At 60.0% G+C, this 26,671-nt stretch carries 23 protein-coding genes and 5 pseudogenes; 13 read left to right on the top strand and 15 right to left on the bottom strand.

The genetic code is table 11. The annotated features are described in order from the left end of the window. Nucleotides 1–43: 43 nt before the first annotated feature. Nucleotides 44–724 (top strand): annotated as a pseudogene (locus J3489_RS28120) (sigma-70 family RNA polymerase sigma factor); the annotation flags it as partial. A gap of 105 nt (nucleotides 725–829) precedes the next feature. Here the strand turns inward: J3489_RS28120 and J3489_RS28115 are convergent. Both J3489_RS28115 and J3489_RS28110 read right to left on the bottom strand, forming a co-directional pair. After that, a complete protein-coding gene (locus J3489_RS28115) occupies nucleotides 830–1,033 on the bottom strand; it encodes a cold-shock protein (RefSeq protein ID WP_115666647.1) in 204 nt (67 codons plus the stop codon). Between the two features lie 608 nt (nucleotides 1,034–1,641). Beyond that, nucleotides 1,642–1,833: a hypothetical protein gene (locus tag J3489_RS28110; protein WP_207003800.1), complete on the bottom strand. Its 192-nt coding sequence runs from the start codon at nucleotides 1,831–1,833 to the stop codon at nucleotides 1,642–1,644. Nucleotides 1,834–2,878: 1,045 nt separating this feature from the next. On the opposite strand from J3489_RS28110, the pseudogene J3489_RS28105 reads away from it, so the two are divergent. After that, nucleotides 2,879–3,146 (top strand): annotated as a pseudogene (locus J3489_RS28105) (ISNCY family transposase); the annotation flags it as partial. 266 nt (nucleotides 3,147–3,412) lie between these two features. Here the strand turns inward: J3489_RS28105 and J3489_RS28100 are convergent. Further along, the gene (locus J3489_RS28100) at nucleotides 3,413–3,703 is read right to left on the bottom strand and encodes a CppA family protein (RefSeq protein WP_207003796.1); all 291 of its coding nucleotides are present in this window, start codon (nucleotides 3,701–3,703) and stop codon (nucleotides 3,413–3,415) included. Nucleotides 3,704–4,582: 879 nt separating this feature from the next. On the opposite strand from J3489_RS28100, the gene J3489_RS28095 reads away from it, so the two are divergent. From J3489_RS28095 to J3489_RS37930, 3 genes are read left to right on the top strand one after another with little or no spacing between them, the layout of a single operon-like run. Then, a complete protein-coding gene (locus tag J3489_RS28095; RefSeq protein WP_207003794.1) occupies nucleotides 4,583–4,861 on the top strand; it encodes an HU family DNA-binding protein in 279 nt (92 codons plus the stop codon). Then, on the top strand, nucleotides 4,858–5,097 hold the full coding sequence (locus J3489_RS28090) for a hypothetical protein (RefSeq protein WP_207003824.1): 240 nt from the start codon (nucleotides 4,858–4,860) through the stop codon (nucleotides 5,095–5,097). Before J3489_RS28095 ends, J3489_RS28090 begins: the two co-directional genes overlap by 4 nt. Then, nucleotides 5,048–6,082 carry a transposase gene (locus J3489_RS37930; protein WP_242540374.1) on the top strand — a complete coding sequence of 345 codons (1,035 nt, stop codon included), beginning with the start codon at nucleotides 5,048–5,050 and terminating at the stop codon, nucleotides 6,080–6,082. Before J3489_RS28090 ends, J3489_RS37930 begins: the two co-directional genes overlap by 50 nt. A 364-nt stretch (nucleotides 6,083–6,446) precedes the next feature. Here J3489_RS37930 and J3489_RS28075 read toward each other — a convergent pair whose 3' ends face one another. Next, nucleotides 6,447–7,196, bottom strand: a complete 750-nt coding sequence (locus tag J3489_RS28075) for an SDR family NAD(P)-dependent oxidoreductase (protein ID WP_207003792.1) — start codon at nucleotides 7,194–7,196, stop codon at nucleotides 6,447–6,449. A 175-nt stretch (nucleotides 7,197–7,371) separates the two neighbouring features. On the opposite strand from J3489_RS28075, the gene J3489_RS28070 reads away from it, so the two are divergent. Further along, complete coding sequence (locus J3489_RS28070) at nucleotides 7,372–8,358, top strand: LysR family transcriptional regulator (RefSeq protein ID WP_207003790.1); 987 nt, start codon at nucleotides 7,372–7,374, stop codon at nucleotides 8,356–8,358. Between the two features lie 255 nt (nucleotides 8,359–8,613). Here J3489_RS28070 and J3489_RS28065 read toward each other — a convergent pair whose 3' ends face one another. Next, nucleotides 8,614–9,462: a LysR substrate-binding domain-containing protein gene (locus J3489_RS28065; RefSeq protein ID WP_207003788.1), complete on the bottom strand. Its 849-nt coding sequence runs from the start codon at nucleotides 9,460–9,462 to the stop codon at nucleotides 8,614–8,616. Nucleotides 9,463–9,609: 147 nt separating this feature from the next. On the opposite strand from J3489_RS28065, the gene J3489_RS28060 reads away from it, so the two are divergent. Together J3489_RS28060 and J3489_RS28055 are read left to right on the top strand one after the other, a co-directional pair. Further along, entirely contained in the window at nucleotides 9,610–10,212 is a 603-nt protein-coding gene (locus J3489_RS28060; protein WP_242540379.1) for a LysE family translocator, read from the top strand. Between the two features lie 308 nt (nucleotides 10,213–10,520). Further along, nucleotides 10,521–10,826 carry a carboxymuconolactone decarboxylase family protein gene (locus tag J3489_RS28055; RefSeq protein ID WP_207003786.1) on the top strand — a complete coding sequence of 102 codons (306 nt, stop codon included), beginning with the start codon at nucleotides 10,521–10,523 and terminating at the stop codon, nucleotides 10,824–10,826. A gap of 36 nt (nucleotides 10,827–10,862) precedes the next feature. Here the strand turns inward: J3489_RS28055 and J3489_RS28050 are convergent, their stop codons facing one another. Both J3489_RS28050 and J3489_RS28045 read right to left on the bottom strand, forming a co-directional pair. Beyond that, complete coding sequence (locus J3489_RS28050; RefSeq protein ID WP_207003785.1) at nucleotides 10,863–11,321, bottom strand: NAD-dependent epimerase/dehydratase family protein; 459 nt, start codon at nucleotides 11,319–11,321, stop codon at nucleotides 10,863–10,865. Between the two features lie 163 nt (nucleotides 11,322–11,484). Then, complete coding sequence (locus J3489_RS28045; protein ID WP_207003784.1) at nucleotides 11,485–11,622, bottom strand: hypothetical protein; 138 nt, start codon at nucleotides 11,620–11,622, stop codon at nucleotides 11,485–11,487. 132 nt (nucleotides 11,623–11,754) lie between these two features. On the opposite strand from J3489_RS28045, the pseudogene J3489_RS28040 reads away from it, so the two are divergent. Together J3489_RS28040 and J3489_RS28035 are read left to right on the top strand one after the other, a co-directional pair. After that, nucleotides 11,755–13,343: pseudogene (locus J3489_RS28040) on the top strand (long-chain-fatty-acid--CoA ligase). Between the two features lie 87 nt (nucleotides 13,344–13,430). Further along, nucleotides 13,431–14,480: a porin gene (locus J3489_RS28035; RefSeq protein ID WP_207003783.1), complete on the top strand. Its 1,050-nt coding sequence runs from the start codon at nucleotides 13,431–13,433 to the stop codon at nucleotides 14,478–14,480. 97 nt (nucleotides 14,481–14,577) lie between these two features. On the opposite strand, the gene J3489_RS37925 is transcribed toward J3489_RS28035, so the two are convergent. Further along, on the bottom strand, nucleotides 14,578–15,024 hold the full coding sequence (locus J3489_RS37925) for a hypothetical protein (protein ID WP_242540373.1): 447 nt from the start codon (nucleotides 15,022–15,024) through the stop codon (nucleotides 14,578–14,580). Nucleotides 15,025–15,394: 370 nt separating this feature from the next. Here J3489_RS37925 and J3489_RS28025 point away from each other — a divergent pair, with 370 nt between their 5' ends. Further along, a complete protein-coding gene (locus J3489_RS28025; protein WP_207003782.1) occupies nucleotides 15,395–16,360 on the top strand; it encodes an alpha/beta hydrolase in 966 nt (321 codons plus the stop codon). A gap of 130 nt (nucleotides 16,361–16,490) precedes the next feature. Here J3489_RS28025 and J3489_RS28020 read toward each other — a convergent pair whose 3' ends face one another. From J3489_RS28020 to J3489_RS37920, 4 genes and pseudogenes are all read right to left on the bottom strand, one after another. Next, the gene (locus J3489_RS28020; RefSeq protein ID WP_207003781.1) at nucleotides 16,491–17,561 is read right to left on the bottom strand and encodes a porin; all 1,071 of its coding nucleotides are present in this window, start codon (nucleotides 17,559–17,561) and stop codon (nucleotides 16,491–16,493) included. A gap of 254 nt (nucleotides 17,562–17,815) precedes the next feature. Continuing rightward, complete coding sequence (locus tag J3489_RS28015) at nucleotides 17,816–18,934, bottom strand: ABC transporter permease (RefSeq protein WP_242540372.1); 1,119 nt, start codon at nucleotides 18,932–18,934, stop codon at nucleotides 17,816–17,818. After that, entirely contained in the window at nucleotides 18,850–20,808 is a 1,959-nt protein-coding gene (locus J3489_RS28010; protein ID WP_242540378.1) for an ABC transporter permease subunit, read from the bottom strand. Before J3489_RS28010 ends, J3489_RS28015 begins: the two co-directional genes overlap by 85 nt. A 69-nt stretch (nucleotides 20,809–20,877) precedes the next feature. After that, nucleotides 20,878–21,327: pseudogene (locus J3489_RS37920) on the bottom strand (ATP-binding cassette domain-containing protein); the annotation flags it as partial. Between the two features lie 249 nt (nucleotides 21,328–21,576). Between J3489_RS37920 and J3489_RS28005 the strand changes: the two are divergent. Both J3489_RS28005 and J3489_RS28000 read left to right on the top strand, forming a co-directional pair. Further along, complete coding sequence (locus J3489_RS28005; protein ID WP_207003770.1) at nucleotides 21,577–21,789, top strand: hypothetical protein; 213 nt, start codon at nucleotides 21,577–21,579, stop codon at nucleotides 21,787–21,789. 923 nt (nucleotides 21,790–22,712) lie between these two features. After that, nucleotides 22,713–23,171, top strand: a pseudogene (locus J3489_RS28000) (porin); the annotation flags it as partial. On the opposite strand, the gene J3489_RS27995 reads toward J3489_RS28000, so the two are convergent. From J3489_RS27995 to J3489_RS27985, 3 genes are all read right to left on the bottom strand, one after another. Next, a complete protein-coding gene (locus tag J3489_RS27995) occupies nucleotides 23,172–24,275 on the bottom strand; it encodes a Gfo/Idh/MocA family protein (protein WP_207003766.1) in 1,104 nt (367 codons plus the stop codon). It lies immediately after the preceding pseudogene. A 90-nt stretch (nucleotides 24,276–24,365) separates the two neighbouring features. Then, entirely contained in the window at nucleotides 24,366–25,412 is a 1,047-nt protein-coding gene (locus J3489_RS27990) for a homogentisate 1,2-dioxygenase (RefSeq protein ID WP_207003764.1), read from the bottom strand. A gap of 197 nt (nucleotides 25,413–25,609) precedes the next feature. Next, nucleotides 25,610–26,149 carry a MarR family winged helix-turn-helix transcriptional regulator gene (locus J3489_RS27985; RefSeq protein ID WP_207003762.1) on the bottom strand — a complete coding sequence of 180 codons (540 nt, stop codon included), beginning with the start codon at nucleotides 26,147–26,149 and terminating at the stop codon, nucleotides 25,610–25,612. Nucleotides 26,150–26,671 lie beyond the last annotated feature (522 nt).

Here is a 26,671-nt window from a genome sequence, read left to right as displayed (position 1 = left end):
CTGGACATCGGTTGGCGTTCCCAATGCAACAGCTCTCAAAACTCTCAACATCTACCGGAAATACGTGAACCGCGGCATGCAGTTCCTGGATCTGATCCAGGAAGGCAATATCGGCCTGATGAAGGCGGTGGACAAATTCGAATACCGACGCGGCTGGAAGTTCTCGACGTACGCCACATGGTGGGTCCGGCAGGCCGTCACGCGTGCGCTTGCCGATCAGGCACGGACCATTCGTGTGCCGGTGCACATGATCGAGACAATCAACAAGCTGAACCGGATTTCGCGCGAAATCCTGCAGCAGACGGGCAAGGAAGCGCATCCGGCCGTCCTCGCGGGACGCATGGAGATGTCCGAGGAAAAGGTGCGCAGCATCCTCAAGATCGCCAGGCAACCGGTCTCGCTCGAGACTCCTGTGGGCGACGATGCTGACGCGACGCTCGGCGACATGATTGAGGATGTCTCTGCGAGCTCACCGGCAGAGGCCGCGATCCACGCAAACATGCGCGCCGCGATCGATGAGGCGCTCGACGCATTGTCGCCGCGCGAGGCCAAGGTCCTGCGGATGCGATTCGGGCTCGATACGACCTCTGACCACACGCTTGAAGAGGTCGGCAAGCAGTTCGACGTGACCCGCGAGCGGATCCGTCAGATTGAGAGCAAGGCGATGCGCAAGCTGATGCATCCCAGTCGCGCGGACAAGTTGAGGCCCTTTCTGGAGCGTTGAACCAGCCCGGGGACGACTCCCCTTCGACGCCCTGCTCCAGATCCGCAGCGATCACGCACCGGCCTGATCGCTGTCCTGACAGGGCGCGTTCGCGGCGCGGAAAACTTACAGCGGTTTGATGCTGGCGGCCTGCTTCCCCTTGGGGCCCTGCTTGACTTCAAAACTGACCTTCTGGCCCTCCTGAAGTGATTTGAAACCGCTTCCCTGAACCTCGGAGAAGTGCGCGAAGAGATCATCGCCACCGTCGTCCGGCGTGATGAACCCAAAACCCTTCGCATCGTTAAACCACTTGACGGTACCTGTTGCCATGTTCTGAATGTTCCAAGGAAAGCTACTTGTAGATGACACGACCGGCCTGTGCCAGACGTGCGGCTATCTTGTATCACAGGTGAGCCGTCGCCGACAATCCAGGTTTTTCGTACGGGTCCGACGACCTGGACCATGACGTTGCGGGAGATCCGGCCCATTACATATTGCCCGTCGGAGGGGGAACCCAAGCGTTCCGTTTTTCAGCATGTGGCGCGGCAGTGTCGGTTTGTGCTGCAGGTAATGCCGGCACAGCGATATCGGGGAGGCTCGTCTGCCCTTCCTTGTGCCGTTCAACGGAGCTGTTTGCGGACGGCTCGCTCGCGCCGCCTCGGGTCACGACGGCGGCGGCGTGCAGCGGCACTCGCTGAATTGGTGGAAAAGCGGCCGGTGTGGTCTGCTGATCGTCGGCGCGTCGTGGGCGGTTGCAATTTTTTGACCCGCAAAAAATCACTGGCTTAGAAGCGTCCGGTGTCTGGCGCTGAGCCGCCACGACGTACCGACGTCCAACGGCGCGCGGTGACCGTCTATGGCGCTTCGAACCTCTCCGGCGCCGATAGATCGACTTCCGGGCAGCAGCGTCCCCGGATGTGCCTATAGAGGGCCCGCACTCACAAAATGCGGAGATTGCGAATTTTCCCGATTCGGGGCGAACGCTTCAGGATCAGGTCGGCGATGTACTCAGGCAGGAGCGCCCGCGGCACATTGGCCGGTATATCTTCCACGAGTTGCGAGGGAACATGGACGATGAACTTGTCCGGCGCACTTTTCAAGCTGTGCTCATAGCTGACGCGGTAATTCATAATTCTCCCGCCCCTGGACGACGAACTTTCGGGGCGCAATTCTATCACCACGGTTTGCCCGCCCTGTATTGCGCGACAAGTGAGGCCGGGGCGCCGGCCGCGAAAATGAGGGCTAACGCTGGGAGACGCACGCGGCGACTCGTTGTCGAGCAATGAGTGTTCTGTGTGAACAACGTTTTCGAAGCTGTGCGAAGGCATCGCAGAGGCGAACGGGATTGTCCACGACGTTGCCCGTCCGCAGTCTTGAGATTCCCGACGATGCGACAAACTGTTTTGTAGAAGTTACCGCCTCGAGGCGGTACGGAGATTTCGCGAATTTGTCGGCGGAGTAAGGAGATTTGGAGAACCACAGAGTTCTCCAATTCTCCATCCTATGTTTTCACGAAAAGAGAAATATTTAATTAAATCAAGGACGTACTGTCATAAAACGCGTAAGGGGAATCGGAGAATCAGAATCCCAGATAATCACCGACGTATCCGCCAACGTACCTCGTGCGTTGCTTCCGGAGTTCATCGCCGGTCTCATTGCGGCGCGTTCACCGACAATCGGAAAGGTCCGCAATCTCAAAATCCTTTAGCCCTCGCACGGCGCCGAGGTCGACGCCTGCCGTGATTCTTCAACGTTCAGTCCGACTCAGGCTATCGCGAAATCGACAGCATTGGCTTCCGCAGCCGGGACCAGACGCTACTGCGAGCAGAGTAGCGACGAAGTCGCCAGGGTGGTTTGGTGAAAGCTAGACGGTTAGTTGCGTTATGTCGGTCGCCGACATTGGCGTTGGTTTGCGTAAATGCGTTCTGCAGGAGACTGTTCTTTGACGCGTGCTCCCCCATTCCACGAGGCCGCGGAGCATCGCCATAGCGGGTCCAATATGGCGTGAGGTGTTGCCGCGACTACAAGACCGTCACAAGCGATCGCCGGAGGAACAACTTTCTGAAGGAATTCTGTTCCCGGTCGCATCGCGAAGCCCGATCAGCCCGTCGCTGGCTGGGAACAAAATTCTGCAAACCAACGGCAGGCGGTTCAATGGTAGTCGTCCTCCCGCTGGATCTCGACCTGATCCTGACGTGGCGCCAGCCGCGCCGCGTGTCGAATACGCTGACCGTGCAGGACGACCGGCTGATCTAACAAGACGGAGGAAATGCGTGCGCTGATCCACCATTACGTGGATGTCTACGAGTATTCCGATGGCCACATCGAGATTCGGGCCGATGCCGCTGCCCTGCCCTACGGCCGGCACGACCGGCTGTCTGAGATTGACCAGGGTGCGGTGATCGAGCACAAGCGGCTCGGTCATGCATTGCAGGCGGCGCAGCACCACCCGCAGCACGAACCCCTCGGCGGCATTTAATGTATTAAACGCAACGGTGATAATACCGATTATCGGTATTGCATACGGTTGCACCCTAACAAAAGGGCGCAAAAAAACGGCCCGCGCATCGCGAGCCCAGTCGTGGCGGAGCAAAGACAGACGGCGAAACCTCTTGGCCAATCCCGCCTTTGCCCCGTGTTGCGGTCACGTGCCGTTAACACGGACCACGTATACATCATAGTCATTGCGCCGGGCGTGGCGGCGCTTTTTTAGCCGCGGGGCCCCAACGAGGCGTTGGCTCCAGCCGCATTCCGGGAAGCCAGGATCTGGCGGATCGTGGCCAGCGACTGCTCCGCGGCCGCGCTCGGCGCCAGTCGGTGCGGCGCACTGAACCGGGGCGCTGCCACCCCGAGCTGGCGGCAAACGGACGACAGGTACGGCTTCGACGGGCCGGCGCAGCACTGCACCGCATCCGCAATGGCGATGTCGCCGACCTGCGCCCGCAGCCACGCCAACGTGCGTCGGTCCCGTTCGTTCTGTACACGGACCAGATGTTCCATCTCGCCTCCGATGCTGTATAAAAACACACCATGTATATATATACAGTAATTGAGGCGTTTTCAAGGCGGGCGTCGAATGAAGAGCACCCAATCTGCGACCTCGCCACGCCCGGCTGCCATTCTGATTTGGCTTCCTTTGTCGGCGCGCGCCCGGGAGCGGCGCATCTATCGAGCGACACCTGCCGTGATCAAGCTGACCCTGCAGAACCGGCATCCGGGCCTGTCGCCAGCGGACTGCGCCCAAATCGCCCAACACATTGCCTTTGCGGTCTGGACGAAGGCGCGCGTAATGCAGAGTCCGCTTGGCCATGCCCTGACGGTCGCGCCTCGTGCGGAGGCGTTCCCGCCGGGACCTCGCTAGAGGAAGCGCAGCGCGCGGCGTTCGCCGCCGCAGCCGACCGGGTTGCAGTAATGGAGCGGCGTCTGAGAATGCAGCCCGACGCGCGCTGCGCCGCGACGATGACGCATTAGGTGCCGACTGACGAAAGGCGCGTCGGGGTAGCGGAAAAGGCGCTCGCGCAGGAGCGCAGCCAGACCGAGGCGATGTGGCGGGTGCTAGTGACCGCGCGACACCGTAATGGCCAGGGGCACATTAAATCCCACAGTACCAATACGACTTATCGCGGTTGAATAGTGTTCGAACCTATATAAAACAATCGCGGAAAGATGCATTTGGATCTGCCGCTCGGGCAAAGCGGTTCTTCGGACTTCAGAGCCAGCTTGGCCAGGTGCCGTGCTGGGTCAGTTCGAATGCTGTGGGAAGGAATAGCCTGCGCGCGCGTTGTGCGGCCGTCGGCCTTCGCACGTTTGCCGCGGGTTTGCCTGTCAGGCCTGCGATGCGGTAGGGTGCGGGTTTCAGTCACTGAACCCGATTGCCCCATGAATAAACAGGAACTCATCGACGCGGTCGCGGCGGACATTGGCGAGAGCAAGGCCGTCACCGGCGAAACGATCCATGCCGTGCTCGCCGTCATCACCCGCGCGGTGGCCGAGGGCGAGACCGTGCAACTGGTCGGCTTCGGTTCGTTTTCGCGGGGGCAGCGCGCTGCACGTACGGGCCGCAATCCGGCCACCGGCGCCGAAATGCAGATTTCGGCAGCGAAGACAGTCAAGTTCACGGCGGGCAAGGCGTTCAAGGACGCGGTGAACGCACCGTGACGAAGCGCGACATTGCGCAGGCCGCCTATGTGGGTCTGCACCGTGAAATCGCGGACGTGGTGGAATCCACGCGGGCGGCGGCCGCCCGCGGCGTCAAGGCGTTGATGACGGCGACCTACCGAGAGATCTGGGTTTGGGGGTCTGCGCGGCCGGATCGGTTAAAGTCCGGATTTGCGGATGTTACGGATGACTGGAAGTCGAAGCGGGCAAGCGATTCCAACGAATTTGAGCGTTGAGCAGTTCGAGCAATTTGTCTTGCCGCATCTGAGCACGGATCGGCGCGGTCCGGCACCGACGCTCTGGTTGCACAAGATCTTCAACTACATCCTTCAGCTGCTGTACATGGGCTGTCAGTGGAAGGCGCTGCCGATCGAAAGGAATGACGAAGGTCGTCCTGTAATCCACTACACGCGCATCTATCGGGCACTGCGGCGGTGGCAGGCCGATGGCTGCATCGACAGGATATTTGCCGGCTCGGTGTGCAAGCTTCACCCGGGCGGGCTGCTCGACCTCACGGTCATTCACGGCGACGGCACGACTACTGCCGCGAAGAAGGGCGGCGACAACCTGGGGTACAGCGCACACAAGCACCTCAAGGGCGACAAGGTGGTCGCCTTCTGCGATCGCCGCTGCAACGTGATCGCGCCATTCGTTTCTGCCCCGGGTAACCGCAACGAATCGCCGCTGCTGCGTGACGCGCTGCCCAGACTGAACCACATGGCCCGCGCCATTGGCATGGACCTGCAAGGCTCAACGGTCAGCCTGGACGGCGTCTACGACTGCCGGGCCAACCGCAAGGCGATTTTCAACCGGGACATGATTCCCGAAAATCCCCGTGGACGTAAAGCGCCGAAGCGGGGCTGCAAACAGCGCTTTGATCCAGCCATTTTCGAGGAGCGCTTCAGAACCATCGAGCGGGTCTTTCTGGGAGGACAAGTTCCGCCGCCTGCTGCTTCGCTTCGAGCGTCTGAGCCCGGTTCACTATGCATTCAAGACCATCGCTTACGCGATGATCAACCTGCGGCACTACGGCTGACGATCAGCACCGGTACGAGCACCATGAAGCGTCACGTCAATATCATCTGCAATCCTGATCGATATCCGCGGCGGGGAATTCTTCGGATACTAAATTGGTGTTCCGGCGGGATCACGTCGTCGAGTCCGCGGCGCTGCAAACACTCATTCGACGCTCACTGGACATCCGCGGATTCGGCAAGTTGAAGTTGAGCGGAGCCCATATCGCCGGCGTGCCACGGGAAACCGATGGCCCGAATCTTGTGGCGCTCGAGGAACATCTCAAGAACCACAAGCCGAAGCTCTTTTTTTCACTCAGTCGACGTTGCATGCGGTATGCTGAAACGTTCCAATTAGTCCTTTAGCGCGCCGTACACGGCTTGCTCAATCGGCAATCCCCAGACTTTGCCTATTCGATCTTCCGCGGGTAACCTGTGCGCCGTTTCCTGGATTGACTCCACTTCGTCTTACCTCAGCAGCCGCTATACAGCGGCAACCGCGGCCAAAATCACGGCCGCAGCACCCGCTGTGGAAACTCCTCGTCACATCACATGCGCGCCAGTCCCGAGTTTCAAATCTGGGTTAAGCCGCCGTCGGCGACAAGATCGGCACCCGTTGTGTAGCTCCTGTCCTCGGAGCCGAGGAACAGGATGGCCTTAGCCATTTCTTCGGGCCGGCCGATTCGACCTAGTGGCGTCATTTGCTTAAACATCTCCTTGCGGGCGTCGGCCTCTTCCTTGGTCTTGAACTGGCCGTCGATGATCGGCGTGTCGGTCGCGCCGGGCGACAGCGTGTTCACGCGAATGCCGCGATCCTTCAGCTCCGCCGCCATGCTTCTGGCCCAGAAACGCAGCGCCGCCTTGGTAGCGCCGTAGGTTTGATAGAACGGGATGCCTTTCAGATGCACGCCTGAGGACACCAGCACGATCGCACCGCCGTCGTGCATCAGCGGAGAAGCTTTTTGTACGGTGAAGAAGGCGCCGCGCGCGTTGGTGGCGAAAGTCTTGTCGAAATGCTCCGGGGTCACTGCTGCCATTGGCGCCATTTCCACGAAGCCGGCGCTGACGACAAGCACGTCGAGGCCGCCCTTCTCCGTTTTCACCTGCGCGAAGAGCCGATCGAGGTCTTCGAGTTTCGAGACATCGCCTTGTATTGTCGAGACGTTCCGACCGATGGCCGCCTTAGCCTTGTCCAACTCTGCCTCGCGGCGGCCAGTGATGAAGACGTAAGCGCCTTCCTCCACGAACAGTTTGGCGGCAGCAAGGCCAATGCCACTGCTACCGCCGGTGATGACCGCAACTTTGCCCTGCAGCTTACCCATAGTGCTTTCTCCAGTGAGTCTTGGCAAAAAGCTCGTCCGCCACAGGGGCGAACAGCCGACCGTCGCTTGCGCTGCGACATGCGCAGTGTTCTCCAATCGCCGGAACTTGATAAGGACGCGAGAACGCATATGATCCATACAGTGGCGGTATGAATCGACTGACTGGGGCAAGGCGATGGATCGATTTCTGTTAATGAACTGCTTCGCACGTGTCGTGGAAACCGGCAGCTTTTCGGCGGTGGCACGCGAACTTCGCACCTCGCAACCGAGTGTGAGCCGGTACGTTGCCGTGTTAGAGGAGCACCTGGGCACCCGGCTTTTGCATCGTTCCACGCGGAAACTGACCTTGACTCCAGAGGGAGCGCGTTACTACGGTGAGGTGAGAGACATACTCGACGCGGTAGCCGGGGCCGAGTGCAACGCAAGAGGAATAGACAAGCCCAAAGGGTTACTGCGATTGGCATGCCCTACGTCTCTTGGACGTGTCCACTTGCTGCCATGCGTCCAGGCACTGTTGGAACGCTATCCCGAACTGGAAGTAGATCTTCAGATCAGCGACCGTTACGTTGACCTCGTCGAAGAAGGTCTGGACTTGGCAATCCGAATCGGCCATCTCGCCGATAGTTCATTGAGAGCGAGAACAATCGGGGTATCGGAGCGGGTCTGTGTTGCGAGCCCGGATTATCTCGCTCGGAACGGCATACCACATCATCCGAAAGAACTGGAAAATCATAACTGCGTCACCTACATGCTCTCCGCAGAGGGAGATCATTGGCCATTCCGCGACGGTGAGGTCGCAGTAAACGGCCGCTTCCGCGTCAATACAACTGACGGCATCTTCAGTGCCGCCGCAGGTGGTCTCGGGATTGGTTACGGACCGCTTTGGCTGTTCGAAGACGCCCTGTCCAAACACCAGTTGCAGCTCGTTCTGGAAGATTATGTTGTGGCGTCTTCCCCGATTAACGTCATCTACTCTGCCAAGCGACTAGTGCCACGCCGGGCAATCGTGTTCATGGATTTCATCGCCGACGAATTCGGCCGCATTTCGGCCATGCAGGATGGGGCTCTGGAACGCCTGCAAAATCTGATAGGGCATCGAAGTAAATCCGATGCGAAGCGCAATAAGAGTATTGTGACGCGCGGAAGAATGTCGCGCACTTGACGTCCTGCAGGCCTCGAGCCAAGTGGATGCGCTCGACCGCCTCAGTCCCGGACACAATTTCATACCCGACGATCGATGGAGTGCAGCGAAAGTCGGCTTCCCGGTTGCGGATGAGACATTCGAACGGCGCAATTGCCATATTTGCCGATGTCCGGAACTCTGCCTGACGCGTTCGGCTCAGTTCGACCCACAAGAGGCAGTCGGACGCTCTAAACGACCGTCCGTCAGGTGATGGTCGGCCATTGAGCGACCGGCTCAAACCCTCATTTCAACCAGAATCTGTTCAGCGAGAAAATCACAGGGCGGTCGGCCGGACCGGGCACTGCGGGCAAGGACGACTTCGAGTTCATCCAGTAGCGGCAACCCTTCGTTCTGCGATAGCTGAACAAGGTGTCCCGGTACGCTGCATCTTGCGAGGGGTGCTATCGCGAGCCCTGCTTCGACCATGCTGATAAGGCCCAACAGACTCGGGCTTTCGTAGGACATCCGATATTTGATATTTTCCCGCTGAAGCGCGCTGATGGCATAGGCACGTGCAGTACTGCCATGTGCAAAAACGGCGATTGGAAGCGGGCGCTCTTTCCACACTTTTCTTGCGGGCGACCCGGCCCACACCATCGGCTCGAACCGGATGAATTCGCCCGCAACACCCCTCGTTTTCGTGATGCAGGCCAGGTCCAGCGTGTTGTCTTTGAGCAATGGAGCGAGCGCACTGCTAGGCAGGCCGATTACCCGAATTTCGACACGCGGATGAGCAACCGCGAACTTTCCCAGAACCTGTGGCAACAACGATGAGGCGTAGTCGTCAGGAACCCCGATGGTGACGCGGCCCTTCATCTCGGGGCGAACTACCGACGCCCATGCTTCCTCCCGCATTGCAAGCATTCGACGGCCATAGTCCAGAAGAGTCTTGCCTTCTGTGGTAATCGCTACGTTACGGGTGCTTCGCACGAAAAGCGGTTTTCCCAGCGCTTCTTCAAGCGCCTTGATCTGCATGCTCACTGCCGACGGCGAGCGATGCACGGACTCCGCACCTCGAACAAACGATCCCGTATCGGCAACCGCCACCAACATTTCAAGCACGTCCAGATCGAGCTTCTTCATTTTAGTCAGAAATTCTGAGCAATAAATTCAGTTTAATTCGTTTTACTAGAGTATGCATCAAACCGATACTACGATCGACGACCGCTTGGGGAGCCCGCGAAAGTGCATGGTACGGTATCGATTTACGAATTTCTGGCGGTCGGCGGAATGCTTGCTGTGACACCGGGCCCAAACATGGTCTACGTGATGTCGCGCTCGATTTCGCAAGGACGCACGGCCGGGCTGATATCGCTTGCGGGCGTTATACTCGGATACCTCTTCTATATGTTTGGGGCAGCGTTCGGCATCACGGCGTTTTTCCTTAGCGTGCCTTATGCAGGCAGCGTTTTGGGTGCGGGGGGCGCTGTGTATCTGTTCTATCTGGCGTGGCAGGCTGTGAAGCCTGGTGGCCGTTCTCCCCTGGAGGTTCACGATCTGCCTCGCGAACAGCCTCGCCGGCTCTTCGCGATGGGCGCGACGACTAGTCTGTTGAATCCCAAGCTCGCGATGATCTTTTTGTCACTCCTGCCACAGTTCATCAACTATCAGGACGGCAGCGTTCTCAGGCAAACGCTTGTGCTCGGTTCGTCGCTGATTGTCGCGTTCGCATCGGTCAATGGCTTCGTGGCGGTCTGCTCCGGCAGCATGGCGACGTTCCTCTCCAGTCGCCCGGGACTCCTACAGGCTCAACGCTTGACTATGGGAGTTATTCTGGTTGCCCTCGGCGCAAACATGACCATAGATGCATTGAAGCTGGGAGGCATCTATTGAGCTACGTCTCACACAAGGTCGAAAGCGGCCGCTCGCCCGCGGACGATAAGTGACCGAAACTGGCCGCAGCACTGTTGCGTTGCGTCGATTGTGCACGCATCGAAACTCACGCGCCATCCGGCGCGCACGTCACAGATGGTGAAGTCGGTTACGCCGACGACGAGTGCAGCAAGCAGATGATCAAGCGTAAGATGCCCCTGGGAGGCGGCGCTTCTGGTTTGGATCATTTAGAACCAAACCAGGACAAAATGGAACTCGACCACAAATATCATGGGTTCGTAGTTTCATTGTTTTTTTAGGAGAATTCCATGTTTGACATGAAGAATCTCAATCGCCTGAAGAAGCTCGATGAAAATGCACCGGAGGCCATGAAAAGCTTTCGGGCGTTCGATAAGGCGGCCTTCACCGAGGGCGCGTTGACCGTACAGCAGAAGCAATTGATGGCCCTGGCCGTGGCGCTGACGACACAATGTCCGTACTGCCTCGAATTGCACACCAAGGCCGCGCGCGATGCCGGCGCCACCGACGCACAGCTGGCCGAGACTGCCCTGGTGGCCGCGGCGATGCGTGCAGGTGCCGCGGTCACTCACGCCACCCATCTGTTCGGCGGTTAAAGTCGCCCGTTCCCCATCCTCTTCTCAATTGAAGGTTTAGGCCTGGGCCGAAACATCTGCGTCCAGGCAATTGCGCTCGAGGCCCTTGATGAAGTGCCGGTAATTGAGAGCACGGCGGTTATTGCCGGCACGGGAGCCGCGCGGGTTGCTGTCCACCAGCGCGCTCGTCAACGTGCTCGAGCCGCCCCGCGTGACGTTCGCCACGCCGCAGCGCACCAGATTCACCTGCCCCATTAGCTTGTTCGCGATGCTGAACGCGAAGTCGCCGTCGGCGAGCGTATCGAGCGGCACGAATCTTGCGATGCCGGCAACGCAAACCACTGCATCCAACGGCGCCGCCTGCCTGTACATCGCGACGATCGACTTCTTGTCAGAGATATCAACGGCAATAGCCGACCCTTTGCGGCTCGCACCAATCACGTCGTGATCCGCCGAAAGTAGGCCGACGATTTCCTTTCCGAGGAGTCCTGTCGCTCCGATGACCAGTATGCGCATACATCCTCCTATGCTGACAGGTGGACGAAGAACCATTCTGGCGCCGTGCTTGCGCGGATGTCATGGAAATACGCGGAGCGCACGGAGTCGCGGTGTGCGCGGAATCGGCACGTTGTTTAAGTACCGCCCCGTGCAGCACCCGCACACCGCAGGCCTGCTGGCGTCACTTGTAGTGCCTGAGGAATACTGCCAATGCCGCAAGCACCGCGAGGATCACGATCACGACGGGGGCGCGTAATCGACCTGCCATGATCGGCGCGCTGCGTCTGCCCGACTTCTCTGCCCTAGCTAGCATAATCATGATGGTCTCGAATGACACGCTCAGGTAGCGGCCGCGGCAGTGCCTGAACTCGCCGCAAGCGGCACCACATGGCCGCTCACCTGCTGTAACACGTCCGCAACTACCACTCGGAGCCCCTGGGGAGTATAAGCCTTGCGCGCGGTTGCCCTAGGCAATTCCGGCAACGTCGCGCGACGCAATCCTAGCAACGCTACTCGACTCGTCGACGCGCGGGGCCGCCACCAGATGCTGACGCCTCGCGAGAATGCGCTCACCAATCTGTGCGTGAAAGCCTCCGACCGCGTTGGCACGCTGGCGTGGAACGGCTATCGCCACATGGAGCTGTACTACGCCATATCCGGCATGGGCGCGGTGATGCATACGATCAATCCGCGCCTGCATGCCGATCAGATCGTCTACATAGCCGATCATGCGGAAGATCAGTACATCTTCTTCGATCTGACTTTCCTGCCCCTGGTCAGGAGCATTGCCGGCCGCTGCGGCAACGTCAGGGCGTTTATCGCAATGACTGACCGCGCGCACATGCCGCAGGATACCGGCATGACCAACCTGCTGTGCTACGAGGATCTGATCGAGGGGAGCTCGCCAACTTACGTGTGGCCGACCTTCGACGAGGAAAACGCGTGCACGCTGTGCTACACGTCGGGCACGACGGGCAACCCGAAAGGCGTGTTGTATTCCCATCGCTCGACGCTGCTGCACACTGGGGCCGCAGCCTTGCCGGATGCGCTGAACTGCTCGGCGCGCGACGTGATCCTGCCGGTAGTGCCTATGTTCCATGTCAATGCGTGGGCCATCCCGCACGTCGCGTGCATGGTTGGCGCCAAGCTGGTGTTCCCGGGGCCGCGGCTGGACGGCAAGTCGCTGCATGAACTCCTTGAAGCGGAGCAGGTCACGTTCGCCGCCGGTGTGCCCACGGTATGGCAGGTTCTGCTTGGCGCGCTCGAACAGGAAGGCCGGAAATTCTCCAGCTTGCAGCGTACCGTCATCGGCGGCGCAGCCCGCCAGCCATGCTGAGCACGTTTCAGGACAAATATGGCGCCGAGATACTGCACGCGTGGGGTATGACCGAACTGAGTCCGCCCGGGACGCTCGGCGCACTGAAACACAAACACCTGGCGATGAGCTCGGAAGGGCGTTGTGCCACGCAATCGAAACAGGGTCGTGCAGTGTTTGGCGTCGACATGAAAGTCGTAGGCGCGCACGGTCAGGAACTGCCGTGGGACGGCGTGAGCGCAGGCGAGCTGTTGGTGCGCGGCCCATGGGTGGTGCGCGATTACTTCCGCAACGAAGGCGGAAACCCGCTGCGTATTGATGCCGACGCCCATGGCTGGTTCCCGACCGGTGACATCGCGACGATCGACGCGGACGGCTTCATGCAGATCACGGACCGCAGCAAGGACGTGATCAAGTCCGGCGGTGAGTGGATCAGTTCGATCGACATCGAGAATGTTGCGGGTTTGCACCCTGAGGTGGCTAGCGCCGTATGCATTGCGGCCAAGCACCCGAAGTGGGACGAGCGTCCGCTGCTGCTGGTCGTGAAGAAGCCTGGCAGCGCACTGACCGGCGACGGATTGCTCGCATTCTTCGAAGGTAAGCTCGCAAGCTGTTGGAAGCCAGACGCCGTGCTATTTGTCGACGATGTGCCGCTTGGTGCGACTGGCAAGGTGCTCAAAAACCGTCTTCGCGATGAATATACGGATTACTACCTGTCTGCCTGACGAACGCAGTATTGCCATGGTCCGCTTTATCGTTCGCTGAACATATGTCGGTTCGCCCGGCCACTACAACCCATAAGGGGAGACGCAATGAGATTGAAGTTGAGCGGCGCAGCTGCGCTCGTCCTGTTCGCCAGTGCAGCGAGTGCGCAGTCATCGGTAACGCTGTATGGCGTCATCGATACCGGTTTCCTGTATCAGAGCGCGAACGCCGCGAATTTCCAGTCCAAGATCAATCTCGGGCATGTCTACGAGCTCAAGGATGGCGGCATCTATTCGAGCATCTGGGGCTTGAAGGGCAGCGAGGACCTCGGGGGCGGCTACAAGGCCAACTTCAAGCTGCAGGGGTCCTTCAACAGCAGCAACGGCAAGACTGGACTGGCCGACACACCGGGCGCCACCGCGATGTTCAACCAGCAGACGACCTTGGGCGTCTCCGGCCCGTTCGGCTCGATCGACGCGGGCCGCCAGATCGTGCCGATGATCTATGCGATGGCCGATACCGACGTCCGCAACGCGCAGTACTTCGGCTCTATTCCGACCGCCTGGCTCGGCCTGAACCAGGCCGCGAACTGGCAGGGCCTCAGCACGAACGGCCCGATCGGCGCCCTCCATGGCGACAACGCCATCGTCTACCAGTCGCCCAAGTTCTACGGCGCCTCGCTCGCGCTCGAGTATGCGCCGGGCGGCGTCCCCGGCAAGTTCCAGGGCGGCACGCGCGAGTCGGCCGTGCTCAAGTACTCGAACTACGGCCTGAACCTTGCTGCCGTCTACTACAACGGGCACGACACCAACCCCACCATGCAGACGGCCACCGGCGCACTGGTCACCGCGCCGTCGACCGGCGTGAACAACAACCGGGTGTCGGCGCCAGCGTCGTCTTCAGATGCGGACGCGAGCGTCATTTCGCTTTCGTCGGCGTTGTCGCTGATGCCATCGACCAGTTCGTCGATACGCAGTTCGCCGGCAACGATGCGGTCCACATCGGCGAGAATCGTCGACACGATCGCGAGCGCCGACGGCAGCGCTCGTTCGCGCAGGCCATACGCATTGGCCTGCCACGGCGAAATGCTGCCGTCGATCGAGTTGCAATCTGCGAGTGGCACCACTCCATGGGGTACGCGGCGCACATGGCCATGATGCATCGCCGCGCGCCGTTTCTGAACTTGCGAGCAGTCATGGCCCCGGTTCGAATTACGCGGCGAAGCGCAATCAATCTTTGGGCTTAGCCTGGATACTATGGAACGGCCGAGGAAGTAAGTCTCAAGGAGTACACGAGGATTCCAACACCCGTTTTCCGAGAGGAGTGCGCAAATGGATACGCCTCGCACGGCCCTTCCTGAGAAACTCCCTCGCATCGGCCCGCTTTCGGTTGCAGCACATAGCCCATTGAGTCTGCCCGGCGTGTGAGGTTGCTGAGAACTCGCTGCCGGTAGCGCTCCTCATAGTAGGCGGCGCCCGGATCGACGTAGTCCATTCCGTAGCGCAGCGTGTTGTAGAACAGCACGGCAATCTTGCGCGCGGTAGCCGTGACGGCCTTGGCCTTGCCGCCCGAGATCTTGTTGCCAGGCGCAAGGCACAACCAGGATGTGAAGTGCTTCACTGTCGGCCAGCGCGACCATAGTATCCAGGCGCTCGACCACACGAACTTGCGAAGCCAACCACGCACGCCCCGAAGGTTCACGAGACTATCGCCGTGCGTACCCCCTTGCCGCAAAGCACCGCCTCCTGACAAATGCAAATCGTTCTATGCGCGAAACGAAGCTTCGCATTTTCGCGACTTGTTACCTGGCAGCCCCAATGATCAAATGACGTCTGTGATTTCAATGAATCCGCTGCCGCCGATGAGTGCCCTTGTCGATGCGAGCGCGTCGCGCCAACTCGCTGACCGCAATGGGGCGATCGGACTGAAAAGGAACGCAGAGGTTGTCCTGGGTTCGCACCCGAAATTCCGCGTATGCGGTCCTGACGATGGCTAGTTGAGGGAAAACGCCAAAGCGCAGCGGTGGTAATCGGCAGGACGATCAATAGAGATCTGGCTATAGGAACTGACGATGCAAAATTCATCCACGGGCGATCTGTCGAGCACCTTCGTCGTGACACACCCGCTTGATCCTGAAGACGGGAAAATCACCGAGGCAATGCGCGCCATGACCCGTTCCGCCAAAGGCATGCGGCAGGGAGTCGAGTGGCGTGGCGCGTTCGATGCGATCATGGAACGCGTACCGCCCCACGAGGGCGTGACGTTCGAATCCGGCTCGGTCGGCGGCATTCCCGGGATCTGGGTCAAACCTGAAAATAGCCGGCCTGACGAAGCAATACTCCATCTGCACGGCGGTTGGTTCCACTTTGGATCCGCCAACGCATTCCGTCACCTCGTCGCCCACATCGCCGCGAGGAGCGGCGTAAAGGCCTTCGTCGCGGATTATCGTTTGGCGCCCGAACAACCTTTCCCCGCTGCAGTTGATGACGTGCGGTCCTGCTTTCTTGGGCTCGACGAGAGCGGTATTTCCCGGATCGCGGTTACGGGCGACTCGGCGGGCGGCAATCTTGCCCTGATCCTCGCCTCGCGCATCGCCAGCGGAGAAGTCGCCGCGAAGGCGACACTTGTGGGCGCGGTCGCGTTGTCACCCGTTACGGATTTGACGCTCTCCGGCCCGACGTACGAATCGCGCGCGGATGCCGATCCAATTTTCACGCGCGCGCAGGCATCGGAGCTCGTCCATACCTACTTGCGCGACGCTCACCCCAAACATCCACTGGCTTCGCCGCTCCACGCGCCCGTGACCGGCTTGCCGCCCGTCCGTGTTCACGTGGGAGACGACGAAGTACTCCTGGACGATTCGCGTCTATACGTCCAGCGCGCTGTCGCCGCGGGCGTCGATGCACGAGTCGATGTATGGATGGGCATGCCACACGGATTCTATGGCAGTGTCGGGATCCTGAAGGCTTCGACACAGGCTCTCGATGACATCGGCACGTTTCTTATGGAGAGACTGCAGTCGGGTGGCGGTTCGTGAACCGGCACCCGCGTGGACTGATCGACCGGGGACGCCGCCACATGACAGACCATGTCGGCGCCCCGGATCGTGACCTCGCGAACGTCGCGCCGATTGACCGCCGGTCGCGCGTCAAGGTCATCAATTGCGTTCAGAAGTAGTGCATGATGCCGAAGTAGCCACCTTGCTGGTTGTGGCCCGGCAACGGCAAGGAGTCTGTCGCTTCAACCGGGAACGCGGACTGCTTGCCGTTGAACATTGCTCCGAGGGTCAGGTAGAGGAATGTCCGTTTTGACAGGTTGTAGGTGGTGCCGATGGCACCGAGATTGCCCACTCCACCGCCATGATTCACGTTACCGTGATACCAGCCGGCCTGGAGCGCCAGCGCAGGGGTAGCCTGATACGAGGCGCCGACCCACTCCTGCTGGCTGCGTGTGGCTGCGTACGGGTTAAACGTAGTGGCGACCGTGTCCTGTCCGGACGAGACCAGTTGCTGATATCCCGTGTAGAACTTGACCTGGCCGAACGTGTAGGTGGCACCGGCCATGTATACCCGGGACGCGGCGTACAGGTCTGAAAATTTCCCATTGGAGTCGCGGAGTTCTTCATATACGCCGTACGCAGCGAAGCTGGCGCCCGTGTATTGAACGCTCGCACTGAACTCGCGACCGCCGCGAAAGTTGCCAGCTTGGTTGCCGAAACCATCCTGAAGGCGGAAGGAGAAGCCGGCCCAGTTAGGTGAATTGTAGGTGACCACGTTTGATCGTGGCCCCCACGCTCTTCCGAAGGCGAAGTTGGCAACACCTGTCCCAACCTGCTCTCCCAGTGGGTCAATGTACCAGCCGGTTTCGTCGGCCAGACTCAGGGTCTCGCCGAACCAGATACTTCCGTATTTTTCGGCGGCCAGGCCCACGTACGCATCGCGGATAAAGAGCTCGTTGGTAAAAATCTGGCCGGTTCCGGACGAAAACAGGCTTTCGAGTTTAAAGACCGCATGCAGGCCGCCGCCGAGGTCTTCATCGCCTTTCAGGCCAAACCAGCTGTACCCGTACTGATTGCTGCCGAATCGGAAATTGTGCTTGGACTGGCCGTTCGGGGTCGCCACATTTGTCACGAAGTCGAGGCCAGCCGCAACGCGCCCGTACAGGGTCACAGCGCTCTGTGCGTTTGCACTGCAGATCCCCATGGCTGTCAATGCCGCAAATAATGCCAATTTTTTCATTTTGCAATCCTGAACGAAAAAGTAATTTCCATGGATAAACGGAGGCCTCTTTCCGGGCCACACCGTACAGAATCCGCGGTCCTGTCGCTGATTAGCACAGATAGACCGTAGGGAATTTCAATGGCCTGGCTCTGCCTCTGGTGCAAGCCAGAAGCGAACACGTCTAACAATCGCACTACTAATTACAAATCGACATTTTCAAGATCTGATCTATTCGCGTCCGCCAGCGGCATGGCGGACGCGGTGCAAAACGACTACCCCCTCGACTTGCGAATTGTCCGCAGAAGTTCCGGAAGATGACGTACCGTCGTCGCCAGCAGAATCGCGCAGGCCTGAACGAGAAGCTGAACAGCGGGGCCTGCGCCAAGCGCCAGTACGAGCTGACCGAGTTGCGCCATGAACAGTGCGGCCACGGCACTCGCGACGACACTGCCTCTGCCGCCCGTGAACGGCGTGCCTCCGACCACCACGGCCGCGATCGCCGGCAGGAGATAGTCGTTACCCGAAGTCTGCGACGCGCTTCCGATGAATCCGGCGAGCAGCATGCCCGCCGCGGAAAAGCAAATGGCGGAGGCGAGGTACGCCCCGACCCGGTACTTCAGCACGTTGACGCCTGCGGCTTCGGCCGCGCGCGGGTTCACTCCGACGGCGACGAACCTGCGCCCTACCGTGGTCTTGCGGGTAATGATCCACGCGGTCGTCACGAACGCGAAGGCGAACCAGACGTTGGCCGGAAGCCCAAGGAACTGGGCGTGCGAAATGGTTTGCATGACGGTCGGAACGTCAACCGGAACGTTGCCGGTCAACGAGCGTGCGCAGCCAATCAGCAGCGCGTTGACTGCAAGCGTCGCCACCAGCGGCGTAATCGCGACCCTCGAGATGAGCGCACCATTGATGATTCCGACGATCCCGCCGATGCAGACGGAAAAAATGACGGCAAGGACGATGGAATTGAACGCGAATCCTGTTCTGGCCATGACAATGCCCGCGAGCGAAACCATACCGATTGCCGACATGTCCAGTCCGCGCTGCTGGATGACCAGCGTTTGACCCGTCGCGACGATCGCAAGAATGCCGGCGAACGGAAGCATGGCCAGGATCGAGCCTCGCGTCATCGTGCCCGGTGCGACGATGGAGCTGCACACGAAGAGCAGGATCAGCCCGACCCAGATCCATGAGAATTCATCAACTGCGGGTAGCCGTGCCGGCTTTGCTTTTGATTTCGACTTCGAGGGATCGAGGAATTCCGACATGACTTCCGCCTGATTCTGATTGTGCATTGCGTTTCTCATTTCGCCACCACCATTTCTCTGCTCTTGGAATAGAGCGCGACTGACGTGAGGATCATTCCGCCCAAGAGGTACGACTGCCAAGAGTCCCCGATATCGAGGAATGAGGTGACGACATTCACCTGAATGATGAGGAGTGCACCCAGCAGCGAACCGACGAAGGAGCCGCGTCCGCCAAACAGGCTTGCGCCGCCGATCACCACCGCTGCGACGCTTCCGAGTGTGTAGTTGATACCGGCGTTGGGGTCGCCAGAGCCGACCTGCGCCATCATGGGCACGGCGGCGAGGCCCGCAAGGAACGAACACCCCATGTACGCGGCGAGCGACGTCAGTTGCGGGCGGGCGCCGGACATACGCGCCGCTTCGGCGCGGGAGCCCACGCCGCGCAGCGTGAGACCGGCCCTCGACTTGAACAACGCGATTTCGAGCACCACGGCAATCACGATTGCCGCTATCGCGACTATGGGCATGACACCGATCTGGGCACCGATCGACTCAGCAATGGAATCCGCGATCAGGCCACCCGGAACCGGGCGCAGGAGCAGTGACACCGCTTGCAGCACCATGTACGTCGCGAGCGTCGCCACCATCGGATGCAACCGGAACGGGCCGACAAGCATCCAGTTCACGAGTCCGACGCCGAGGACGACGAGCAACACGATCACCCATCCCGAGATCTGATGGCCCAACGAGGCGCCATCATTCAGGAAAAACGACTGTATGACGACGATCAGCCCCATGAGCGGCCCGACCGAAAGATCGATCCCGCCGACCAGCATGATCATCTGCTGCCCGTACGCGACGATGGCCAGTGTCGCCACGAGCGCCAGCATGCCGCTGAGGTTCCGCGCAGAAAGATAGGCCGGATTGACGTGCGCCGCATACAGGCCGAGCGCACAGACTGCAACGGCAAGCATCATGAGCGGCGCCCAATCCCCAGCAGCCCACTTCCAGAGCCCGGAGGTCCGGGAAGCGCCCTTCTCCCGCTCAGTCGTTGCGGTCAGGACGGCAGACGTGATGTTGTTCTCACTGACGGCGTTTTCGCCCAATTCCTTGACGACATGGCCGCGTGAGAAGATGAACACGCGGTCACAGAGTCCCGCCACCTCGTGCGCATCCGACGAAACGACGATCACGGCGGCGCCCGCAGCTGCGGCCTCGCGAAGCACCTTGTAGATTTCCATCCGTGCGCCGATGTCCACGCCCTGGGTCGGCTCGTCGACCAGCAGCACCTTGGGATGACTGGCGAGCACACTCGCCAGCACAAGCTTCTGCTGGTTACCGCCCGACAGGGTACGAATGGGCGTGTCGACGGACGGCGTCTTGACAGCGAATCGCGTCACGGCGTCCCTGGCGCGCTTTGCTTCGCTGCGCTGGCTTACCCATCCCTTGATGGAATCGAATGGGAGACTGCGGATCGAAAAATTCTCGCGCACCGACAATTCGCCGAAAATGCCCTCACGATGACGGTCGCCCGGCAGATAGCGGATGCCCGAACCGGCGGCAGCCTGCGAGTTGTGAAGCTTCGCGGGAATGCCGGCCACCGTGACGCTACCGCGACTTCGTGTCTGTCCCGCGAGGGCCCGCATGAACTCCCGCTGGCCGTTGCCGTCGATCCCCGCGAGGCCGACTATCTCGCCTTTCTCGACCCGAACCGATATGTCGGTAAAGCCGGCACCGCGCAGCTTCGTCACGTCGAGAATGACGCTCGCACCGCCCTTGTTACCCTTGGCCGGGAAATCGCGGTCGAGCGCACCGCCAACGATCAGTTCGACGATTTCCTGTTCGCTGAGGCCCGCGGCCTCATAGGTGCCCTGGCCCTGACCGTCGCGAAGAACCGTCAGGCGATGTGCAATTCTTTGCACCTCGCGGATCCGGTGAGAGATATAGACGACCGAACAACCCGAAGCCGTTATCTTGCGGATGCGCTCGAACAGCCGATCGACGTCTTCCGTCAACAGGTGTTCGGTCGGTTCGTCGAGAACCAGAACCTTGGGCTTTGCAGCAAGCGCTTTGACGATTTCGACGATGAACCGCTGCTCGGGGCCCAAGCTCACCACGCGGTCGTTCGCATTGATCGAAACATCGTCGCTCCATTGCTTCAGAAGCCCTCGCGCCCATCGCGCAACCTCCATCAAGGACGGACGCTGCTCGGCAGGCACGCCGAGATACAGGTTTTCAGCTACGGTCAGGTCCGGCATGAGCGCTGGTTCCTGCCGGACGATAGCCAACCCCAACCGGCGTGCCTGCTCCGTGTCGCCTCGTGTTTCCGTGCCGTCGATCACGACGCGCCCTTTCTCCGGAACCAGGGCGCCGGACGCGACGGCCATGAGCGTGGATTTGCCTGCCCCGTTCTCGCCGACGAGACCGTGTACCTCGCCCTCGACCACCGAGAACGTCACATTATCGAGCGCCCGGACTCCGGGGAAGATCTTGGTGACACCGTCGACCTGCAGCAGCGTTTTCTGGTCATTCATGATTCGTCTCGAAGAGTTACTGTGCAAATACTTCCTTGAGCTTCTTGGAAGGAAGTGCGGGGGTGAGGTCGGCGGCGGGCGAAGCGGACGAATCGCACTTCGGATCGAGGCCCGTGGCGCCGTCTGCCTAGACGACGGGCAGAATCGACGGCGACTCCTTGTCTGCCGTTCCCTGATAGGCCGCTAATCGGCGTGATGTCGCCTTGATGGTTGGTCACGGAGTCGCCGGCCGCATAGGCGGCCGTGCCGATGGCGCAGGCACCAAATACCGTGGCAATCTTCGCGAATGCGCCGCCGGATCGGCACGCTGCACGGGCCTCATTCCTTTCGAAGGCGGCCTTCGTGAATTCGCGCAGGTCTTCCGTGTTTCGCGTGCCAGTCAGCCAGGACTTAAGCGAGTCGAACATGTTGATCATCGATGCCGTTGTTAAATATGAACAATTCGCCGATTGTCTGCATTGATATGTTGTACGAAATATTGAGAAATGAATGTGCCACCCGATTTCTTGTTCTATCTATCTGCATCCAGATTTATTAAATAGAATTTAAATTCCCGCAGTGAATGCGGATTGATAGCCTCGACAGCGGAATGCGATAGATCGAAAATAAACAGAGGAATGCCAGTCGAGGTGCGACTTTCCGGCAGAGCCCAGGATTCGATTGCTGGATTGCATTGCCTTTGACTCCACCAGAAGCCCTGCATGCAGGGAGACCGGCCAAGCCGTCCTCCATTCGCGCCATTCGACAAAGCACGAATCCACTGCGGCTCAACAGTCAGCCTGAATTCTTGTCTGCACGACGGATCGCTCGCAGGAATACAAAGAATTAACTAGCAGTACCGTCACATAAGGGGACCGACGGCAGTTGATCAATGAGACAGCATCGAGATCGAAGCACCCCATCCGTGCTCTGGGGTACATCATTCAAATACGATGATGCTATACACGATTGATGTATATCGAATGATGTGTTGTGGAATGAACAAAGTCAAGAGCCCTAGGGAATCTCCCTACCCCTGTCCCGCGGGCCACGGATGTCACATGGGTGTCGTCTCAAAGCAGCCGCGGCTGCGAACGGCGATGCCTCAACTGACGGCATGACGCTTCTTCGCTGCAATCCGTGATCGCCTGGTTCTTCTTGAGCATGGTGCGATGCAAAGACGGACGAGTTCGCCAGCAGTATGACCCACGGGTCAACGCGCAGATCGGGGAAGTCGCGCAAATCGTAACTGGACACGCTCGCGGGATCGTTCTAGTCGTTCGCCGAGGGCGCGGCGATTAAAAGCGCTTCGGGTTTCCAGCGCAACGAGGGATTCTGACGCCCCGCTTCAGAATCTGTCGCGACGCCCGGCAACACAGTAGACAAAGCTACCGCCTGCTCCCATGGAGGCATGGGTCGGAATCGATGGCGGCTTCGGCACCGTCAAAGCCGGCGTGCAGCTACCGCCGCTCGTGCCGTCGCTGATCGCGTCGGATCCGTGCAGCGCGTCCTACTTCGGCAGCGGCGTGCCGATCCACACCGGCGCCGTGTTCGTCAATTACAAGGTCGCGGGATCGTTCGACAGCCGCGTGTACGGCGGCGGATTGAGCTACCGGTTCACGCCTGTGACGAACGTCGATGCGGGCGTCTGGCATACGAGCGACGGCAACGATACGAACGACCATTCGAACATGGCTGCCACCGGTCTGACGTACAGCTTGTCGAAGGCGACGCTGCTCTATGGCCAATGCGGGTTCGTCGACAACCGCGGCAAGATGAATACCGGGCTGTCGACGAACGGCGCGCTGTTCGGCGCAGCGGGGACGACCTTAGGCTCCGCGGTGGGCATTCGCCACTTGTTTTGATTAGTCGATTCGCACCCGCTTGCGTGTCTGATCTGACCGCTCAATGGCATCAATCACCCTATGAAGGGCTACCGCGTCATCAAAATCAGGGGCAGTGCGGGTTCCGTGAACCAGGTCCCGGGCCATCTGCCGATAGATGGCCGCCACATTTCGCGCTATGACCGTATCCACGAAATCGGACTTCGCTGCCTCAACCTCGCGATACCCCTGCTCACCCTTGCGGCCAGCCTCCACGCGCAATGGCGCGATATTGATCACGGGAAACTGGTCATGCGCCGCGGTAATGCGCAGATCGCCCAGCGTTCCGTTGATCTCCCACAGCAGTTGCGTGCCGCGCGGCAGGCCACCGCGAAGCTCCAGCGACAACGGTGCACCCGACTTCAAAACGGCATTGACCATCACATGATCGGGTGTTTGCATCGGGATTGTGTCGCCCGTCTCGACGATGCGCACGGTCTTGCGGCGCTGCGACAGCACGCCCTGCACCTCGTCGACGGGGCCGAGCACACTTTGCACCGCAGCAAGTGCATGCCCGCCAATGATCGACAGCAGGGTTGCGCCGGTGCGCGAATCCATGACGTAGGAGTCGCCCCGCGTGACTTCGTCATTCCAGGTAGGACCGCTGCCAAGGTAGGTCGATGACAACACTTCGCCCACGTATCCGTCAGCCACGAGCTTGCGCACGAGTTCGACTTCGGGCGACGCGGTGGCCTGGGTGCCCACCACTGCCCGTGCCTTGCTCAGCCTCGCGAGGCCTGCAAGCTCGATCGCTTCCGCAAGGCCGTTGCCGAGCGGCCACTCACAGTAGACATGCTTGCCCGCCGCCAAAGCCGCCGCGACAACTTCACGATGGTGGGGAACCTTGACCGTTACGGCCACGACGTCGATATCCGGGGAGGCCACGAGCTCCGCCACGTTCTCGAACGCGCGCGGAATGCTAAAGGCAGCGGCGGCCGCCTTTGCGCTCGCGAGACTCGTGTTTGCCACCCCAGCGGTCTCGAATACGTCGGACAGCGCACGCAATGCAGGAATATGCGCTGTCGTACCCCAACCGCGGCGCTCCGTGCTCACTCCCACGATTCCCACTCGAAAGCGTTTATTCATTGCATCCTCGAAACCATTGGGTCATTGGTATCCAGGCCGCCGCCTTTTTTAAGGCACGGCCCAGGTACGGCCCGGAAACAGCGGGTCACGTCATTTGCCCACGCTCGGATGCGGCCTGTATTGGCCCGTCTCCATCAGCTCCGAAGCGGCAATGGCGTTCGGTGTCCAACGCAGCGTCGCGCGTGTTTCCAGCAACCAGGCCTGATAGCCCTCGGGAACGTCCTCCGATGGCCCGTGGTGGATGACCCCCTTTGGCACACAGGTCAACGTGCCGGGTTCCACACACCCGCCCCAGGCGCCGGGTCCCCGCGCGTAGCAAATCACTTCGTCGAAGTCGGCGTTGATGTGAACCGGTGGCCGCCCGCCGGGACGCGCGCTGAGGTTGAACATCAGCAGGTCGCCCGTGCTCGATGACAGAAACTGGCTGGGCGGACCACCCTCAGGCAGGTAGGCGTGAACCTGGATATTGGCCAGATTCAGCTTCCACACCGGAACGGACTCCGACAAGTGCACGCCAAGCGCAAGCGGATCATGCGGCATCGTGAAGACCGTGTTCTCGGGGTCGAGGGTTTTCAGCACCAGTCGCGTCGGGCCGCCGGCCGGCATGCTGGAGTCGATCTCGGCATACTTCAGATCCCGCGCAACGTTGAGCAGGCCGCTTGGCGCAGGCGGCGCGAGCTTCAGGGCCGAAGGACTCTCGACGATGATGCTTCGCATGGCATCGCCCGCTGGCGCATAGCGATACGCGACGGCCCGGGGAATGCAGACGAAGTCCCCTTCCGTTGCGGTGAGACAGCCCACGTCCGTTTCGAACCTGACCGTGCCGGATTGGATGAAATGAATCTCGTCCGCTTCGACATTGCGCACCACGTACGGCATGGGCTTGCGCCGCCCCGACACATGCAGTTTGACGCCGAGCCTGGAAGTCGCCACGGTGGTCGGAAGCGCCTCAGGGTCGTCCAGATCGTCAGGCGTCAAGCGGTCAAGGACGGCTCGCCGCGGCGCGTGCGGCCCCTGCACGGAAAGATAATCAGGCGCGTAGGTCTGGCGGGTCACAACTGACAGCGCCCCCTGGAATCCGTCACGGCTCCAGAGTTGCACCGGGGGCGAGCCCGCATCTTGCGGCTTGGCACTCATTTGTCCACCTCCTTGGTTTCGAGGTTGTTCATCGCACAAACGATCGATTGATATCGCATGATGTGCAATAGAATAAACCAAGTCAAGAGCGCCAGGGAATTCCCCAAGCCGATCTCTCGCTGCGTGCTTGTGCGGCGCGACATCTCCCAAGTTCTGCCCTCGCGACAGTGTGTTTTGACGGTGTCACCCGTTCGAAGTCAGTCCAGGGCCGCATCGTCCTTGGACATCTCAATCAGGTTTTTCTCGATCTGGTGCGCGACCTTCCAGAACACCCGCATGTCCCGCGGGGAAATTCCGTCGAGCGAGGTCGAATGCAAGTCCGCGATCTCCGGCATGATGTCGTCGACCAGGCGCCTACCCTCCTCCTTAAGACTGACGTAATATTTTCTTCGGTCTTTAGGATCCCGGACTCTTTGCACCAGCCCGCGCTTTTCCAGGTTGTCTAGTGCCGGCACTGCGGTCGTCGAGGCAATCCCCACGCGCTTACTTAATTCGAGCTGATTCAACTCGCCGCGCTCGGCCAGTACGCGCAAGTAATACCAATACGCAATGGCAAGGTTTTCCCTATCGAGAACTTTCTGGCCCAGCGCATCATAGAGCCGTCGCACCGTCCTGGCCATCCACGGCACCGTTCGGCCACGCTCATCAAATAGTTCGGGCGACAGCTTCGCGGCTGCCTCGGCTGGTGGCTCGCGATCCAAAGTTACTTTGGCGACGCCGGGATTCGATTTGGGCATTCCCTTATTCCTCCATGTATGGGCAAACCGGGCAGATTTCCGGGCCACGAGCAAATGGTAGTCAGGGCACACCTCAGCCGGGAGTCCTTGACTTTGTTTACACTATACAACATCATTCGATACAGGTTGATTTTTAGTGGTATCATTGCCTTACAAATGATCCATTGAAAGTAAGATCATACAGCGTGATCGACCGCTGCGTCGTGCTGCTCCGCCACATTCGCTCATTAGGGCGCAATTCGGAACAGCCTGTACCGATGTCGCGGATCGTTCCGGAAACACGGAGACACAGGGAGATCTAAAAATGAGAACGATCGCCAAATTCTCGAGGCATAGTCGGGAACCGAAAGGCCGCGCGATGCCGTGGCCGCCTGAAACAGGCCTGTACGGGGTGATCCGCGAACGCATATGCGCGCAAGCAAATCTTTACCTGGCCGCAACGACGCCCCGGACCAGAGTCGACCGATGTCTGACGGGCAGTCGTTGCTTCCAATCAAAGTGCAGTTCTGCTCAGGGATGACA

It is taken from the genome of Trinickia mobilis, from assembly GCF_017315705.1.
GTDB classification, from domain to species: Bacteria; Pseudomonadota; Gammaproteobacteria; order Burkholderiales; family Burkholderiaceae; genus Trinickia_A; species Trinickia_A mobilis.
The sequence above is the reverse complement of the archived record's forward strand: the minus strand, read 5'-3'. Positions and strand labels throughout refer to the sequence as shown.